13 protein-coding genes and 1 pseudogene are annotated in these 17,056 nt (G+C 74.6%); 5 read left to right on the forward strand and 9 right to left on the reverse strand.

Features of this window, described 5'->3' with window-relative positions; genetic code table 11:
* Positions 1–431 precede the first annotated feature (431 nt).
* Together AB0O09_RS25925 and AB0O09_RS25930 are read right to left on the reverse strand one after the other, a co-directional pair.
* Positions 432–974 (reverse strand): GNAT family N-acetyltransferase, encoded by a 543-nt coding sequence (locus AB0O09_RS25925; RefSeq protein ID WP_363545135.1) that lies wholly within the window; start codon positions 972–974, stop codon positions 432–434.
* Positions 975–1,096: 122 nt separating this feature from the next.
* The gene (locus tag AB0O09_RS25930; RefSeq protein WP_363544999.1) at positions 1,097–1,969 is read right to left on the reverse strand and encodes a protein phosphatase 2C domain-containing protein; all 873 of its coding nucleotides are present in this window, start codon (positions 1,967–1,969) and stop codon (positions 1,097–1,099) included.
* 196 nt (positions 1,970–2,165) lie between these two features.
* Here AB0O09_RS25930 and AB0O09_RS25935 point away from each other — a divergent pair, with 196 nt between their 5' ends.
* Entirely contained in the window at positions 2,166–2,606 is a 441-nt protein-coding gene (locus tag AB0O09_RS25935; protein WP_363545002.1) for a NucA/NucB deoxyribonuclease domain-containing protein, read from the forward strand.
* 19 nt (positions 2,607–2,625) lie between these two features.
* The gene (locus AB0O09_RS25940) at positions 2,626–3,153 is read left to right on the forward strand and encodes a hypothetical protein (RefSeq protein WP_363545005.1); all 528 of its coding nucleotides are present in this window, start codon (positions 2,626–2,628) and stop codon (positions 3,151–3,153) included.
* 17 nt (positions 3,154–3,170) lie between these two features.
* Here the strand turns inward: AB0O09_RS25940 and AB0O09_RS25945 are convergent, their stop codons facing one another.
* The 6 genes from AB0O09_RS25945 to AB0O09_RS25970 form a co-directional block, all read right to left on the reverse strand.
* Positions 3,171–3,674, reverse strand: a complete 504-nt coding sequence (locus AB0O09_RS25945) for a methylated-DNA--[protein]-cysteine S-methyltransferase (protein ID WP_363545008.1) — start codon at positions 3,672–3,674, stop codon at positions 3,171–3,173.
* A 334-nt stretch (positions 3,675–4,008) separates the two neighbouring features.
* Positions 4,009–6,660 carry a bifunctional FO biosynthesis protein CofGH gene (locus AB0O09_RS25950; protein WP_363545011.1) on the reverse strand — a complete coding sequence of 884 codons (2,652 nt, stop codon included), beginning with the start codon at positions 6,658–6,660 and terminating at the stop codon, positions 4,009–4,011.
* Positions 6,661–6,728: 68 nt separating this feature from the next.
* On the reverse strand, positions 6,729–9,176 hold the full coding sequence (locus tag AB0O09_RS25955; RefSeq protein WP_363545014.1) for a SpoIIE family protein phosphatase: 2,448 nt from the start codon (positions 9,174–9,176) through the stop codon (positions 6,729–6,731).
* 133 nt (positions 9,177–9,309) lie between these two features.
* Positions 9,310–9,825 (reverse strand): hypothetical protein, encoded by a 516-nt coding sequence (locus tag AB0O09_RS25960; RefSeq protein ID WP_363545016.1) that lies wholly within the window; start codon positions 9,823–9,825, stop codon positions 9,310–9,312.
* Positions 9,826–9,901: 76 nt separating this feature from the next.
* Positions 9,902–11,419, reverse strand: a complete 1,518-nt coding sequence (locus AB0O09_RS25965; protein WP_363545019.1) for an alkaline phosphatase — start codon at positions 11,417–11,419, stop codon at positions 9,902–9,904.
* A 148-nt stretch (positions 11,420–11,567) separates the two neighbouring features.
* Complete coding sequence (locus AB0O09_RS25970) at positions 11,568–11,780, reverse strand: hypothetical protein (RefSeq protein ID WP_363545022.1); 213 nt, start codon at positions 11,778–11,780, stop codon at positions 11,568–11,570.
* 242 nt (positions 11,781–12,022) lie between these two features.
* On the opposite strand from AB0O09_RS25970, the pseudogene AB0O09_RS25975 reads away from it, so the two are divergent.
* The 3 genes and pseudogenes from AB0O09_RS25975 to AB0O09_RS25985 all read left to right on the forward strand — a co-directional run.
* A pseudogene (locus tag AB0O09_RS25975) lies at positions 12,023–13,420 on the forward strand (APC family permease); the annotation flags it as partial.
* A gap of 402 nt (positions 13,421–13,822) precedes the next feature.
* Positions 13,823–15,178 (forward strand): dipeptidase, encoded by a 1,356-nt coding sequence (locus AB0O09_RS25980; protein ID WP_363545137.1) that lies wholly within the window; start codon positions 13,823–13,825, stop codon positions 15,176–15,178.
* Between the two features lie 25 nt (positions 15,179–15,203).
* Positions 15,204–16,325 carry an aminopeptidase P family protein gene (locus tag AB0O09_RS25985; RefSeq protein ID WP_363545024.1) on the forward strand — a complete coding sequence of 374 codons (1,122 nt, stop codon included), beginning with the start codon at positions 15,204–15,206 and terminating at the stop codon, positions 16,323–16,325.
* A 99-nt stretch (positions 16,326–16,424) separates the two neighbouring features.
* Here AB0O09_RS25985 and AB0O09_RS25990 read toward each other — a convergent pair whose 3' ends face one another.
* Positions 16,425–17,051: a response regulator transcription factor gene (locus AB0O09_RS25990; protein ID WP_363545027.1), complete on the reverse strand. Its 627-nt coding sequence runs from the start codon at positions 17,049–17,051 to the stop codon at positions 16,425–16,427.
* Positions 17,052–17,056: the final 5 nt, after the last annotated feature.

Here is a 17,056-nt window from a genome sequence, read left to right on the forward strand (position 1 = left end):
TTCAAGCGTCCCGGGACGACACCCGGGCACGGGTCAGCAGACCCGATCGGCCTGCGGTTCATGGGGTGAGCCGGCACCGAACCCGCCGGGCCCTGGGGCCTCGGCGGTGTGCCGCGCTGGATTCGAAGTTACGGACCCCCCGCACCCGACACAAGGTTCGACCACGAACCCGCAGCTCAGCGCCCGGTTACCACCGGTATCCACCGAAAGTCGACCCCCATTTCACGGGCCCGACCACCACCACCCGCCCCCCGATGTGACCCGCACCACCGCAAACCGTCCGTGAACCGGACCACATCGTCGACAGCGCGTGAGGGGCCGCGAACACCGTGCGCAGGCCGGACCCCCGCCCCGACCCCCCGCGGATGGCGTGGGTCACACCGCACACGGACGGTACCGCCGCGGCCTCGCTCGGCAACCGTTCGCGCAGGTCAGGGGGGCGATCGGAGCCACTGCTCCCGGGTCAGGGCGTACTCCACGTCCCCGTGCTCGGCGCCCTCGACGTACTCCGGCCACTCCTCGAAGAAGGTCCGGACGTGGCGCAGCCCCGCCTTCTCCAGCACCCGGCGGGAGGCGGTGTTGACGGTCATCGTGGTGGCCACCACCCGGTCGGCGCCGAGTTCGGCGAAGGCCAGCCGGACGAGCTCCCGCGCGCCCTCGGTGGCGAGTCCTCGCCCCCACACGGCGGGCCGCAGCCGGTAGCCGAGCTCCGTGCCGCCGTCCAGGCCCGGGCTGCTCGCCGGAGCCAGGGCGAACCAGCCCAGGAACTCCCCCGAGCCGCGGGCCACCGCGGCGAAGCACCCCTCCCCCGGCGGGAGCTCCGCATAGCCGCGGAGCAGCGCCGGGAGCGTCTCGCGCTCGACCACCGGACGCGGCACCGGTCGCCCGTCGTCGATCCGCCGCATCACCTCGGGGTCGCCGTGCAGGGCGGCGAGGTCGTCGAGGTCGTCCGCGGTGAAGCGGCGGAGCAGCATGCGGGCGGTGGCGGCACGGATCGACACGGCGCGATTCGACCACCGGCACGGGCCGCCGGGCAACCGGATTCGGAACCGCCCGGCGCCCGCTCAGCCCGGCACCGGCTCAGCCCGGCAGCCGCTCAGCCCGGGCCGGTGGCGGCCGGCCGGCCGGGCGCCGCGGCGGCGACCGGGAGCAGCAGGGCGGTGATGTTGTCCTGTCCGCCGGCGGCCAGGGCGTGGTCGACCAGTGCCCGCGCCCCGGCGAGCAGCGGCCGGCCGGCGGGTGCGGTCCCGTGCCGGGCGCCGCGGTCGGCGACCGTCCGGAGGGCTCCCGGGTCCGGCAGGTGGCGCCAGAGTCCGTCGGTGCAGAGCAGCAGGCGGCCGGGCACGGCCGGCCGGTAGCTGCGGATCCGCGGCGCGGGCTCGCCGGCGTCCGCGCCCAGCCAGGCCGCGAGGACGTCGAGTTCGCCGGTGTCGTCCTCGGTGAGGGCCGTCCCCGGGCCCTCGTCGGGGAGCCAGTAGACGCGGCTGTCGCCGACCCAGGCGCTCCAGATGCCCTCCGGTCCTGCGATGCCGGCGGCGTAGGTGCAGGCGGGTGCGGTGCCCGGGGAGGCGGCGAGGGCGGTCACCGCCCGGCCGGCCCGGAGAGCGGACTCGGCGAGGGCGGTCTCCGGCAGGACGCCTTCGGCCAGCCGTGCTGCCAGGGCCGCGGCGCCGACGTCCGCGGCGAGTTTGGCGGCACGCTCGCCCCGGGGAGCCGTGGAGACGCCGTCGCAGACCACTCCGACGGTCCACGGCCCGGCGGTGGCGAGGGCCATGGCGTCCGCGTTCACCCCGCGGTGCCGGCCGCGGTCGCTCACGCCCGCGGCCCCGCCCACCGCCCCGATCTCCACGTGCGCCCGGAAGCCGGGCCGGTCGGCCCCGCAGTCCCAGCACCGCCCGTCGGGGGCGACGGTGCCCCCGCATTCGGGGCACGCACTGTCGTCGATGTCGTCGATCCCGTTGTCGGTCATTCGGCGGACCATCCTGCCAGACACCCCCGCCGATGATCCATCAGGAAGACTCCTCCACCGGACGGTTCCGCCGACACTCCGGGTCGACGTGCTCAGGCGCATGCTGAAGCGGGACCGACTGTGCTCGACTGGCGTATGAGCTCGAGACCTTGAGTCGCGATGCCGCCTCCCCGTCTGTGGCAAGTACAAGGACACCGTGTTCGTCGAGGCCCGGGTCGAGCTGGTCATGAAGCCCTCGGACCCACTCGTGGCCCGGAGCGCACGCCACATCAAGGACGCCCGGAGCAACCCCGAGCGCACCTTTCCCTCTTTCGTCGGCACGACGGTGCCCGGCGAGAAGGAGCCGCTGCACCGTCTGATCGACCGTGCGAAGCAGGACACCAACCGGACAGCGGCAATCAAGACGTGCGACGACGTATGGGGCAACTACGCGGGCTCGGGCCTTGAATGCGACGAGTACCCCTTCTCATCCACTTACGAAGGCGCCGCAGCGGGTGGGGCCTCGCCGACCGGGCGGTACTCGTCCCGGCTGATCGATGCCGCCGACAACGGCGCGGGTGGCAACATGATCCTTGCCGTGTACACGCAGAACCGGGTCCTGGACGGCGACCCGTTCTACGTGAAGACAACCCCGTGACGCAGGAACAGGAGAACCCATGGCCGCGGTTCTTGAATTCCGAACCGAAGCGAAGCCGGACCATGGTCTGATCTTCGTCTACGACTCGGACGCCTACCTTCCGGACAACGACGCCGCGGAGAGGAGCCGGCAGACCGTCGTGGCGGGCATCGGCCCCCAGCTCTACATCCGAAGCCTCCAGGGCACCTCGCCCGCCGAGATCGTCCTGCGCGTGTGGGACGGGCCGGTGGCCGGCGCCGGCCTCGGGGAATGCGCCGCCTTCTGCCCGGCCGTCCTCGACTGCCCCACCGGGACAGTGGTCATTCGGGCGTTCTCCCCCGAGATCGCCGGAGACATCGAACTGCCCCGGCCCGGTGTGTATGCCGCCCTGGTCTCCTGGCGTGGCAGGGAGGCCGCCGCCGAGCAGGAGGCCTCCCTGCTGCGCAGCCTCGCGGAGCCGGAGGGCCAAGCCGACTCCGACAACGTCTTCGCCGCCCACGCCGAGGTGCTCGAGTCCTACCGGATCGACCTGTGGTGGCAGTACGAATCGGACACCGAGGTCGACTGACTCCGCCGGCCCGCGGATCAGCGGGCCGGGCGGGCGTTCTCGTGGGCGAGCAGGTGCTGCTTGGCGGGCAGGCCGCCGGCGTAGCCGGTCAGCGAGCCGTCGGCGCCGATCACGCGGTGGCAGGGCCGGACGATCAGCAGCGGGTTGGCCCCGATCGCGGCGCCGACCGCCCGTACGGCCCCCGGCGACCCGGCGGCCGCGGCGACGGCGGTGTACGTGGTGGTGGTGCCGTACGGGACGGCGTCCAGGGCGGCCCAGACCCGGCGCTGGAAGTCGGTGCCGCGCACGGTGCACTCCACGGCGAAGGCGGTCGGCTCCCCCGCGAAGTACGCCCGCAGCTGCTCGGCCACCACGCGGAAGGCCGCGTCGTCCTGCCGCCAGCCGTCCCGGACGACGGCGCCGCGCTTCTGCCCCGGCAGCGAGACCGAGGCGAGCGCGGTGCCGCCCGGCGCGGTCGCGGACTCCTCGCCGACCAGCAGCAGGGGGCCGACCGGGCTGTCGACGGTCGTGTACAGGGTCATGGTGGTGTGTCCTTTCCGCTGGTCCAGACGGTACCGCGCCCCGGGGCGCGGGCCCGCCGGTCTCCACTGTGCCGCCTGCACCCGGCGGTCGGCTAGCGGATTTCGGACACGACGTTGGCCCCGGGGGTCGCACCACCCGGAGCCGCCCCCGGCCGCCGGAGATGCACGTCTCGGCGGCCGGGTCTGTACTCCGGCGGGGCGCCCGCCCGCGCGGCGGACGGGGGACGGGGACATCACCACCCGGGCGGGGCACCCTGCCTGCGAGCCGTCTCACCCCTCCGCCGCCCGGCAAACCCCCGTCGCGGAGTCCGGGACGGATTCGGTCCGGGACGGTTCAGTCCAGCACGGGCAGCAGCACCGGCAGGTGGCCGTCCGAGGCGAGTGCGGCGGCGCGGCGCTCCGCGGGGACCTCGCCGTAGGTGGTGGTGCGCTGCCGGGCCGGGCGGCCGGCGGCCTCGGCGATCGCCTCCAGGTCGCGGACGGACTTGTAGCTGCCCCACGAGGAGCCGGCCATCCGGGAGATGGTCTCCTCCATCAGCGTGCCGCCGAGGTCGTTCGCGCCCGAGCGCAGCATCTCGGCGGCGCCGTCGGCGCCCAGCTTCACCCAGGAGGTCTGGATGTTGGGGATGTGCGGGTGCAGCAGCAGCCGTGCCATCGCGGTGACCGCCCGGTTGTCGCGGGCGGTCGGACCGGGCCGGGCGACGCCGGCGAGGTAGACCGGCGCGTTGGTGTGCACGAACGGCAGGGTGACGAACTCGGTGAACCCTCCGGTGCGCTGCTGGAGTTCGGCGAGCAGCCGGAGGTGGCCGAGCCAGTGCCGGGGGGTGTCGACGTGCCCGTACATCATGGTGGAGGAGGAGCGGAGGCCGAGCCCGTGGGCGGTGGTGACGACCTCGATCCAGGCGGAGGCGGGCAGTTTGCCCTTGGTGAGCACCCAGCGGACCTCGTCGTCGAGGATCTCGGCGGCCGTGCCGGGGATGCTGTCGAGGCCGGACTCCTTGGCCCGCTGCAGCCAGTCGCGGATCGACAGGCCGGTGCGGGTCGCGCCGTTGACGACCTCCATCGGCGAGAAGGCGTGCACGTGGATGCCGGGCACCCGCTCCTTCACCGCCCGGGCGATGTCGAAGTAGGCGGTGCCGGGCAGGTCGGGGTGGATGCCGCCCTGCATGCAGACCTCGGTCGCGCCGACCTCCCAGGCCTGGGCGGCCCGTTCGGCGACCTGCTCCAGCGAGAGGGTGTAGGCGTCGGCGTCGGTGCGGCGCTGTGCGAAGGCGCAGAACCGGCAGCCGGTGTAGCAGACGTTGGTGAAGTTGATGTTCCGGGTGACGCAGTAGGTGACGGTCTCGCCGACGGTGTCGCGGCGCACCGCGTCGGCGATCGAGCAGAGCGCGTCCAGGGCGGGGCCGTCGGCGCCGAACAGGGCGAGGGCCTGGTCGTCCGTCAGCCGGGTCGGGTCGGCGGCGGCGACGCCGAGCGCCTCCCGCACGTCGGCGGGCAGCCGTTCCGGGGCGCCCGCCGCTGCCCCGACGCCCGCACCCGCGCCCGACCCGACGCCCGCGGCGACCTGCTCGCGCAGCACCTGCCAGTCGCCGTACACCTCGTCGAAGTCGGCGCGGCGGTCGCCGGTGCGGCCCACGGTGTCGATCTCGTGGTGGAGTTCGGTGCGGCCGGAGCCGGTCTGCGGCTCCTCGGGTTCCTGCCAGGGCAGGCCGACGGGCCGGGCGTCCTCGCGGGCGAGGCCGGTGGCCGGGTCGGCGAGCGCGGTAACGTGCGGCAGGATCCGCGGGTCGAGCCAGGGTTCGCCGCGCTGCACGTACTCGGGGTACACGGTGAGCCGCTCGCGGAGGGTGAAGCCGGCGGCGGCGGTGCGGGCGGCGAGGTCGTCGATGTGCGGCCAGGGCCGCTCGGGGTTGACGTGGTCGGGCGTCAGCGGGGAGACGCCGCCCCAGTCGTCGATGCCGGCGCCGATCAGCAGGGCGAACTCGCCGTCCACCAGGTTCGGCGGTGCCTGGAGGCGGACGGACGGGCCGAGCACCAGCCGGGCGGTGGCGACCGCGGCGGCGAGCTCCTCGAGTTCGGCGTCCGGCATGCCGCGCATCGCGGTGTCGGGCTTGGCGCGGAAGTTCTGCACGATGACCTCCTGCACGCCCCGGTAGGCGCGGGAGACCCGGCGGATCGCGAACAGCGACTCGGCGCGCTCCCGGTACGACTCGCCGATGCCGATCAGGATTCCGGTGGTGAACGGCACCGAGGAGCGCCCGGCGTCCTCCAGCACCCGCAGCCGGACGCGCGGCTCCTTGTCCGGGGAGCCGTGGTGCGGCCCGGACGGGTCGGACCAGAGCCGTTCGGCGGTGGTCTCCAGCATCATGCCCATGGAGGGGGCGACCGGCTTGAGCCGCTGGAAGTCCGTCCAGGAGAGCACGCCGGGGTTGAGGTGGGGCAGCAGCCCGGTCTCCTCCAGGACGCGGACGGACATCGCCCGCACGTAGGCGAGGGTGTCGTCGTAGCCGTGCGCGTCCAGCCACGCGCGGGCCTCCGGCCAGCGGTCCTCGGGCCGGTCGCCGAGGGTGAACAGGGCCTCCTTGCAGCCCGTGGCGGCGCCGCGGCGGGCGATGTCCAGCACCTCGTCGGGCGAGAGGAACATGCCTTCGCCGGCCCGGCGCAGCTTGCCCGGCACGGTGACGAAGGTGCAGTAGTGGCAGCGGTCCCGGCAGAGCCGGGTGAGCGGGATGAAGACCTTCTTCGAGTAGGTGATCACCCCGGGGCGGCCGGCCTCGCCGAGTCCGGCGTCGCGGACGCGGGCGGCGGAGGCGCACAGGTCGGTGAGGTCGTCGCCGCGGGCCTGCAGCAGCACCTCGGCCTCGCCCGTGTCGAGCGCGACGCCGTCGCGGGCCCGGCGGAGCGCTCTGCGCATCGCGGACGCGGTCGGGGCGGCGGGCGGCACGGGGGCCGGGGCGGGGGTCTGCTCGGGCTCGGAGGCGTTCATGCGCCGACGATATCGGCCCCGGTCGGCGGCGTGAGCCGCGGTGCGGGCCACACGCCGGGAGGTGCCGGTCACACCTCGGGCAGGGTCTGTTCCGTCCAGATGGTCTTGCCGAAGGGGGTGTGGCGGGTGCCCCAGCCCTGGGTGAGCTGGGCGACGAGCAGCAGGCCGCGGCCGCCCTCGTCGAAGGTGCGGGCCCGGCGCAGGTGCGGGGCGGTGCTGCTGGTGTCGGAGACCTCGCAGATCAGGCTGGTGTCGTGGATCAGCCGCAGCTCGATCGGCGGCCGGCCGTAGCGGATCGCGTTGGTGACGAGCTCGCTGACGACCAGTTCGGTGACGAAGGCGTACTCGTCGAGGCCCCAGACGGCGAGCTGTTCGGCGGCGAGCTTGCGGGCGTGCGAGACGACGGCGGGGTCGGGCGGCACGTCCCAGGCGGCGACCTGGGAGGTGTCGAGGGCGCGGGTGCGGGCGAGCAGCAGGGCGATGTCGTCCTCGGGGGCCTCGGGCAGCAGCAGCCGGAGGATCTCGTCGCAGGTCTCCTCCAGGGAGATGCCGCCGGCGGCGAGGGCGCGGGCGAGGCGTTCGATGCCGTGGTCGACGTCGTGGTCGACGGCTTCGACCAGGCCGTCGGTGAACAGCGCGAGCACGCTGCCCTCGGGCAGGTCGAGTTCGGCGGACTCGAAGGGCAGGCCGCCGAGGCCGAGCGGCGGTCCGGCGGGCAGTTCGGGGAACTCGACGCGGCCGTCGGGGCGCACCACGGCGGGCCCGGGGTGTCCGGCCCGGGCGAGGGTGCAGCGGCGGGAGACGGGGTCGTACACGGCGTACAGGCAGGTGGCGCCGATGTCGGCGGCCTCCCGCCCGTCCTCGTCGGCGGTGCGCGGGTCGGCCTCCCGGTCGAGGCGCAGCACCAGGTCGTCGAGGTGGGTGAGGAGTTCGTCCGGCGGCACGTCGACGTCGGCGAGGGTGCGGACGGCGGTGCGCAGCCGGCCCATGGTGGCGGTGGCCTGGATGCCGTGGCCGACGACGTCGCCGACGACGAGGGCGACGCGGGCGCCGGAGAGCGGGATGACGTCGAACCAGTCGCCGCCGACGCCGGCCTGCGGGCCGGCCGGGAGGTAGCGGGAGGCGATCTCGACGGCGGCCTGGCGGGGGGCGCGGTGCGGCATCATGCTGCGCTGCAGGGCGAGGGCGGTGTTCCGTTCGAAGGTGTAGCGGCGGGCGTTGTCGATGCTGAGGGCGGCGCGGGCGGTGAGTTCCTCGGCGAGCAGGACGTCGTCTGCGTCGAAGTCCTCCTCGGTGCGGTGCCGGGCGAACAGCGTGATGCCGAGGGTGGTGCCGCGGGCGAGCAGCGGGGCGACGATCAGCGAGTGGGTGCCGGACTCGGCGATGCGCTGGGCGCGGACGGGGTCGACGGTGAGCCAGCGGCGGACGTCGGGGTCGTCGACGCGGTGCCGGGAGGGGCGCCCGGTGGCGAGGGCGCGGGTCATCGGGGAGTCGGCGGGCAGGTGGTCGGTCTGGCCGGGCGGAACGGCGGACTCGGGGCAGCCGATGAGGACGGACTGTTCGGCGGCGCGGCGGAAGACGGCGGGCCCGCCGGTGGGCCGGGTGGCGGCCTCGGTGCCGAGGAAGACGCTGTCGAGGAGGTCGACGCTGGTGAAGTCGGCGAAGTCCTCGGTGGCGACGTCGGCGAGTTCCTGGGCGGTGCGGGTGACGTCGAGGGTGGTGCCGATCCGCAGGCCGGCGGCGTTGACCATGGCGAGCCGGCGGCGGGCCCGGTACTCGTCGGTGGTGTCGAGTCCGCCGACGGCGACGCCGCGGACGCCGCCGTCGGGGCCCTTGAGCGGGTAGAGGACGGTCGTCCAGGCGTGCGCGCCGGCCTCGCCGGGGGTGCGGAAGAGGTGGTCGGCGCGGACGGTCTCGCCGCCGGCGAGCACCCGGTTCATCAGGGCGGCGAGCCGGGCGTGCGGCAGTCCGGCCCAGCGGTCGGCGGTCTCCGCCATGAGCAGGCCGACGGGTTCGCCGCCCTCGCCCATCATCCGCAGCACCTCGTCGTTGGCGCCGACCAGGCGGGTCTCCCGGTCGTACACGCCGACGGCGATCGGCAGCTGGCTGAAAGCCCATTCGCGCAGTTCCCGGTGGCCGGTGGTGGCGGGGTCGGCGGCGGCGTCCGGGTCGGGGGCGACGGCGGGTTCGGCGGTGACCGTCCAGGCGGTGCCGGTGGCGGTGTGCAGCGGGGTGGCGTGCAGGTCGGCGGTGACGGGGCGGCCGTCCCGGTGGAGCAGGGCGAGCCGGCCGTGCCACTCGGTGCCGCGGGCGAGTGCGCGCAGCGCCGCGGCGGGCGGCGGGGCGGCGAGCAGGTCTCCGGCGGGGAGGCCGAGGGCCTGTTCGGGGCGGTGACCGAGCAGGCGTCGGGCGCCGGGGCTCCAGGCGGTCAGCAGGCCGTCGGGGCCGACGACGGCCGCAGCGCTCCCCGGCGGGGAGCCGCGATCACTCTCCGCTGAGCCGCCTGTCTCGTCCATCGGTGCTCTTCTCGCCGTCGCCGGGGCCGCCGGCCTCGCCCGTGCGGGGCCCGGGCCCGCGCGTGCACCCTCCAGCATGGCCCGCGGGCGGGGCGGGCTCAAACGGTGCCGGGTGCCCGGCGCGGCGGGGCGGCTACTCGTTGACGAGCACGGGCAGTGACAGGACGGCGGCGGCGGGGGTGCCGGTGAGGTGGTCCGCGCCGACGGTGAGGTCGATGCCCTCGCGGCCGGCGTGCGGGCCGTCGTGCCGGCCGGAGGCCTCCTCCTCTTCCTGGTAGTGGAAGGCGCCGGTGCCGACCAGGGCGCCCTTGGCGTCGTAGAAGGCCGCGCGGAGTTCGAGGGCGAGGACGTCGCTGACGTCGGAGGTGACGGTGAGGTGGCCGGTGACGGCCCGGCCGCCGTCCAGCCGCAGGCCGGTGAGGCGGACGCGGTCGGTGAACGGGCCGTCCTCGACGCGGACCTCGCCGGGGGCGGGCGGTGCGGCGAGGACGGCGGCGGGCGCGGCGGCCTGCTTGGGCGCGGGCAGCGCGACGGAGGGCACCGGGGCCGGCTGCGGGTCGGCCGCGGGGGCTGCGGAGCAGCCGGCGAGCAGGCCGAGGGCGAGGGCGGCCAGGGCGGGGCGGGCGAGGGCGCCGGGGCGGGGGTGCATGGGGCTCCTGGGTGTGGGCGGGGCCGGGAGGGTCGTGCCTCCCGGCCCCGGTTCCGGCGAGGGGTGGTGCGGCAGGTCAGTGCCGCGGGGCCTTCCGGAAGAGCGCGCTGTACATCTTCCCGTACAGCGAGGTGTTGTCCTGGCTGGCGGCGAAGCGGTCGCCGCCCGGGCCGTAGGCGAAGATCGGCACGTCGGCGCCGGTGTGGTTGCCGGACAGGTAGGTCAGCCAGAGGCTGGCGTCGGCGGTGCCGTCCTTGACGCCGGCCGGGTCGTCGGGGGTGCGGAAGGTCGCCGGGGCGAAGTTCTTCGGGTCGCCGGCGCCCGCGCCGTTGACGATGCCGCCGGAACGGGCCGGGTCCTTGGCGCCGCTGGTGGGACGGCTGGGCAGACTGTTGTTGGCGGTGTTGCCGGCGTCGGCGTTGGCCGGCGGGGCGGCCGCCTCGGCGTTGGTGTAGGAGCCCTTCTCGATGATGTTGAAGCCGGCGCACTCGTGGTCGGCGGTGACGATCACGAGGGTGTGGCCGTCCTTCTTGGCGAAGTCCACGGCGGCGGCGACCGCGTCGTCGAAGGCCTTCACCTCGCCGAGGGTCTGGGCGGCGTCGTTGGCGTGCGAGCGCTTGTCGATCTGGGCGCCCTCGACCTGCAGGAAGAAGCCCTTGTGGTTGTTCTTGCCGAGCAGCGAGACGGCCTTGTTCGTCATCTCGGCGAGGGTGGGCTCCTGGCGCTGCGGGGCGTCGGCGGGCAGTCCGGCCTTGGCCTGCTCGACCGTCAGGTTGCCGCGGTTGAACAGGCCGACGACCTTGCGGCCCTTGGCGGCGGCGAGGTCGGTCCTGGTGGCGACCTTCTGGGTGGCGGCGGTCTGCGCGGGCAGCGCCGGGTCGCCGAAGCTGCCGAGCACCTGGTAGCCCTGGGCCTGGAGGGCCTTCTGGTCGTCCGGCTCGAAGCGGGCGAGGCCGCCGCCGAGGACGACGTCGGCGGTGCCGTTGCGGGCGATCTGCTCGGCGATCGGGGTGATCAGGGTGCGGTCCGCCGGGGCGGACTCGTAGGTGCCGTCGGCCTTCTTCGGCAGGCAGGCCGCGTCGGAGTACACCGGGCCCTGGCAGCCGCGCAGCAGGGCGTGGCTGAACTGGGCGGCCGGGGTGGCGTCGGTGATCTCCGCGGTGGAGACGTTGCCGGTGGCGAAGCCGGCCGCGTGGGCCTGCTCCATCAGGGTGGCGACCTTCTTCTCGTAGGCGTCCACGCCGATCGCCGCGTTGTAGGTCTTCACACCGGAGGACCAGGCGGTGGCGGAGCTGGCGGAGTCGGTGACCAGGGCGGGCCGGGTGCTGTCCTTCTCGACGGCGTGGGTCGCCACGGCGCCGGTGAAGGGCAGCTTCTCCATGTTCAGGCGGCCGGCGGCGCCGTAGTAGCGCTCACGGCCGGCGGTGACGTGCGTGCGGCCCATGCCGTCGCCGAGCAGGTAGATGACGTTGCGGATGTCCGCGCGGTGCTCGTTCCGCTCGGCCGGCTCGGAGTGGGCGGTGACCGCCGCACCGCCGACCAGGCTGCCCGAGAGTGCCAGCACGGTGGCGGCCTTCAAGGCCTTGCGCTGCATCAGGGTGTCTCCTCGACACATCGGCGCGCCCGGCAGGTCGGTGCCGCGGCGCACACCCGGGAACGACCCCGGGCGGTGTGAAGATAGGAGCACGAAGTGAACCGCGTACGCAGTGGACATGACGTACGGTCGAACACCTGACGCGCGGTCAAGATCCGCCCGGGTGAACCGGCGGCCCGCCGTGCTCGGGCGTCCGGGCGAAGACCTCCGGGGTGATCACCGGGACGGCGACGGCGGCGACCGGCGGCAGCACGGCGGTGAGCCGCGGCAGCCGTTCGGCGGTGACGGCGAGCACCGCCGTCGTCCCCGTCTCGTACCGGGTGGCCTGCATCGGCGGGGCGAAGCCGAGCGGGAACAGCACGATGCCGAGCAGCCGCAGCCACCGGGCGTACGGCTGCGGGCGGTGGCGATCGCCGCGAGCCGGCGGTCGGCCTCGGCGGCACCGGGCACGGCCCGTCCCCGTGCTGCCCGGACGGGGCCGCCGCCCGTACTGCGCGGCCGTCCGGGAAGGGCCGTCACACGGACGGGCCGAGCCGGATGCGCCGGCCGGGGCGGCCACGGAGGGTGAGGGAGCAGCCCGACGCCGTCGGAAGGAGGGTGCGCATGAGCACGATGGACGTCCCGGCCGACGAGGGCGGCCGGGAGGCCACCAGGGCGGCTCCCGCCGTCCAGCAGGCGGTGTCGGCGCCGCGGACGACCTGGCTGACGCCGGCCCTGATGACGACCAGTTCGGTGGCGAGCCTGCGGGCCGCGCCCACCATGGCGGGGTACGGCCTGGCCTGCGTGTTCCTCTACGTAGTCCCGGCGATCGTCTTCCTGCTGCCGACGGCGCTGGTCTCCGCGGAGCTCGCCTCCGGCTGGACGGGCGGGGTCTACAACCGGGTGGCCCAGGGGCTGTCGAAGCCGCTGGGCTTCCTCGCGGTCTGTGCCGGTTCGCGATGACGATCTTCTACTACCCGAGCCTGCTGGCCTACGCGGCCTCGACCATCGCGTACGTGATCGATCCGGCGCCGGCCGACAGCGGGCTCTACACCGCCGTCGTGATCACGGTGCTGTACTGGACCGGCGTCCGGGTGTCCTCCCGCGGGACGGGCGCGGTCGCCGGCCTCGCCTCCTGGGGCCCGGCGATCGGCACCCTGGTCCCCGGCACGCTGCCGGTCGTGCTCGGCCTGGTCTTCCTCGGCCAGGGCAACCCCCTCCGCGGCGCCGATGAACGCCGGTCACCTCTTCCCGGCCTGGACGGGCCTGGCCGGCCTGGTGCCGATCGTCAACAACTTCCTCGGCTACTCGGGCACGGAGATGAACGCCGTCCACGTCTCCTCGCCGAAGGACCCGCCCAAGGAGTTCCCGAAGTCGATGTTCACGGCGATGGGCCTGGTACTGCTGATCTTCATCCTGCCGGCGCCGGCGATCAGCTGGGTGGTGCCCGCCGACCGGCTCAGCCTGACGGCCGGCGTGATGCAGGCCTTCGACGCGTTCTTCCAGTACTTCGACATCGGCTGGCTGACCCCGGTGATCGCGGTCGGCCTGGTCGCCGCCTCGCTCGGCGGGATGCCCACCTGGCTGGCCGGCCCGTCCAAGGGCCTGCTGCCGATCTCCCGCCAGGAGGGCTACCTGCCGCCGTTCCTGCAGAAGCTCAACGCGCACGGTGTCCAGCAGAACATCCTCGTCACCCAGGGCGTGGTCACCACCGTGATCGCGCCGATGTACGCGTTCATCCCGAACGTCTCCAGCGCGTACTGGATCTTCTCGGTGATCACCACCCGGGTCTACCTGATCATGTACCTGCTGATGTTCCTGGCGGCGATCCGGCCGCGCCGCAACCGGCCCGACCACCCGCGCGGCTACCGCGCCCCGGCCCTGGTCACCCTCTGTGTGACCGGCCTGCTCGCCTCGGCGGCCGCCATGGTGATCGGCTTCGTGCCGTCCTCGCAGTTCAGCGGCGGCAGCGTCTGGTCGTACGTGCTGATCGTCGGCGGCGGCCTGCTGCTGCTCGGCCTGATCACCTACACCCGGCAGCACGCCACCAACGAGTCCTACCGCAAGGCGCAGCAGCTCTCCGACGAGCTGGTCGCGGCCGGCTACCGAGCCGTGCCGGACCAGGACCAGATCGCGAAGACGCTGGGCACCGACGGCGGCGCGGTCTGCAAGGACCCGGCCGGCACGCTGAACAACGCGCTGTGGAAGGTCAACCCGGCGAACGGCGCGGCCGGGCCCGGTCGTCGCCGATGCCAGCTCCGTCGAGGCCGAGGCGATCGTCCTGAACGTGTACTGCCCGGACAAGCCGGAGGACTTCCGCGACGAGCTCGACGACCTCGACACCGCCAAGACCGTCAACACCTGACCCGGCCGGCCGCGCCGCCCACCCCGGCGGCGCGGCCCGCCCGCGCCCCGGGAGCCGCCATGTCCGACCCCGCCGACGACCTCGCCGGGCGGATCTCCGCCCTGATGCCCCGCGCCCTGGCCGACCTCGCCGAGCTGGTCGCGATCCCCTCGGTCGCCGACCCCCGCCAGTACCCGCCGGAGCACTGCCGGCGGGCCGCCGAGTGGGTCGCCGCCGCCTTCACCGACGCGGGCCTGCACGACGTGCACCTCGCCGAGACGCCCGACGGCAGCCACGCCGTGATCGGCCACCGCCCGCCGCCGCCCGGCGCCCCGACCGTGCTGCTGTACTGCCACTACGACGTGCAGCCGCCGCTGGACGACGCCGCCTGGACCTCGCCGCCCTTCGAGCTGACCGAGCGCGACGGCCGGCTGTACGGGCGCGGCGCCGCCGACTGCAAGGGCAACGTCGTCATGCACCTCACCGCGCTGCGGGCGCTCGGCGAGGACGTCCCGGTCGGCATCAAGTTCGTCGCCGAGGGCTCCGAGGAGCAGGGCACCGGCGGCCTGGAGGCGTACGTGCGGCAGCACACCGACGAGCTGCACGCCGACGCCCTGCTGATCTGCGACACCGGCAACGCCGAGGTCGGGGTGCCCACCGCCACCATCAGCCTGCGCGGCCTCGCCAACGTGGTCGTCACCGTGCGGACGCTGGCCGGAGACCTGCACTCCGGCATGTTCGGCGGGCCCGCCCCGGACGCGCTCGCCGCGCTGATCCGCATCCTCGACTCGCTGCGCGACACCGGCGGCGGCACCCGGATCAAGGGCCTGGACGGCAACGGGACCTGGCCGGGCGTCGGCTACGACGAGCAGCAGTTCCGCCGCGACGCCGGGGTGCCGGAGGGCGTCGCGCTGACCGGCTCCGGCACGGTCGCCGACCGGCTGTGGGCCCGGCCCGCGGTCACCGTCCTCGGCATCGACTGCCCGCCGGTGGTCGGCTCGGCCGCCGCGGTGCCCGCCACCGCCCGCGCCCGGGTGAGCCTGCGGGTGCCGCCCGGCACCGACCCGCAGGCGGCCCGCGACGCGCTCGCCGCCCACCTCACCGACGCCGCGCCCTGGGGCGCCGCGGTCGAGGTCGAGACCGAGGGCACCGGCTCGCCGTTCCGCGCCGCCACGAACGGCCGGGCGTACGCGGCACTCGACCGGGCGATGCGGCGGGCCTACGGCAAGCCGATCTCCTTCCTCGGCCAGGGCGGCTCCATCCCGCTGTGCAACGTGCTCGCCGACACCTACCGGGAGGCGGAGATCGTCCTGATGGGCGTCGAGGAGCCGCGCTGCCTCATCCATGCGCCGAACGAGAGCGTCGATCCGTCCGAGATCGAGCGCATGGCCCTTGTCGAGGCCCTGTTCCTGCGGTACTACGCAGACCGTTCCTGACCGTCCCTCCGGAGAGGCCGCCGCCATGCCCGCACCGTTCACCACCGAGGACTTCACCCGCCGGATGGCGCTGGCGGTCGAGGCCGCCGCCCTGGCCGGACTCTCCGGACTGGTCGTCACCCCCGGCCCCGACCTCGTCTACCTGACGGGCTACCGGCCGACCGCCCCGACCGAGCGGCTGACCGCACTGCTGCTCACCCCCGACACCGAGCCCGTGCTGGTGGTGCCGCGGCTGGAACGGCCGGACGCCGAGGCCGCCCCCGGCGCCGCCGCCGTCCGGTTCACCGACTGGACGGACGGCACCGACCCCTACCGCGGGGCGGTCGCACCCGTCCTGGACCCGGCCGGGTGCTACGGCATCTCCGACTCGGCCTGGGCGCTGCACCTGCTGGCCCTCCAGGAGGCGCTGCCGGACAGCCGGTACGCCTCGCTGACGCAGGCGCTGCCGATGCTGCGGGCCGTCAAGGAACCGGACGAGCTGGAGCGGCTCGCCGCGGCCGGCGGCGCCGCGGACGCCACCTACCGGCGGATCCTGGAGGTGCCGTTCGCCGGCCGCACCGAGAACGAGGTCGCCGCCGACCTCGCCGCGCTGCTGCTCGAGTACGGGCACAGCCAGGTCGACTTCACCGTCGTCGGCTCCGGCCCGAACGGCGCCGACCCGCACCACGAGGCCGGCGACCGGGTGATCCAGGAGGGCGACACCGTCGTCCTCGACTTCGGCGGCCTCAGGGACGGCTACGGCTCCGACACCACCCGCACGGTGCACGTCGGGGAGGACGCGCCGGACGAGGTCACGGAGGTCCACGAGGTGGTGCGGCTCGCCCAGCAGGCCGCCTTCGAGGCCGTCCGGCCGGGTGTGGAGTGCCAGGAGATCGACCGGGTCGCCCGGGCCGTCATCACCGAGGCCGGGTACGGCGAGTACTTCATCCACCGCACCGGCCACGGCATCGGCCTCACCACGCACGAGCCGCCGTACATGGTCGAGGGCGAGAAGCAGCAGCTGGTGCCGGGCATGTGCTTCTCCATCGAGCCGGGCATCTACCTCCCCGGCCGGTTCGGCGTCCGTATCGAGGACATCGTCACCGTCACCCCGCACGGCGGCCGCCGCTTCAACAACACCCCGCACGACCTGGGCACCGTCGCCTGACGGCCCGGCTCCGGGACGCCTCGCGTGGGGCGCGTCCTCGGAGGTCGTCGACGCCCACGAGGAGCGCCCGTACGCCCCCGCGATCTGAGGCCTCAGGCCTCAGGCGGGATCCTGCGGGTCGCCCGGGAGGATGTCGTGGGCGAGGGCGAAACGGGTCAGGTCGACGCGGCGGCGGGAGCCGACCTTGTCGCGGAGGCGGTCCAGGTGGGAGTGGACGGTGTGCTCGCTGATGCCCAGCCGCCGGGCGATGCCGTGGTCGGTCTCGCCGCCGGCGAGCAGCGCGAGGATCTGCCGTTCCCGGTCGGTGACCCGGGTCTCGGCCTCCGGCCAGGGGCGGAGGGCGAGATCGGCGGAGACGTAGGAGCAGCCGGCGGCGACCAGGCGGATCGCGGCGAGCAGTTCGATCTCGCCCGCCTGCCGGCTGAGGCAGCCGCGGGCGCCGGCCTGCATCGGCGGCAGCACGTCGCGCTGCGAGTCGGAGCACAGCACCAGCACGGCCAGGCCGCGGCCGGCGAGCCGGTGGGCGGCCTCGGCGAGCTCGCCGGGCGGTAACTTCAGGTCGAGCAGGACGACGTCGCCCGCTTCGAGGTCGGCCTCGGCCTCGTGCACCGACGCCGCACCGACCGCGCAGACCAGGTCCTCCGCGGCGTCCACGGCCTGGGCCAGGCCGCGCCGGAAGAGCGGACAGTCACCGATGACGGCGACACGTCTCAGGTCTGTGCTCATGGGTG

This window comes from Kitasatospora sp. NPDC093679, from assembly GCF_040683455.1.
GTDB lineage: Bacteria > Actinomycetota > Actinomycetes > Streptomycetales > Streptomycetaceae > Kitasatospora > Kitasatospora arboriphila.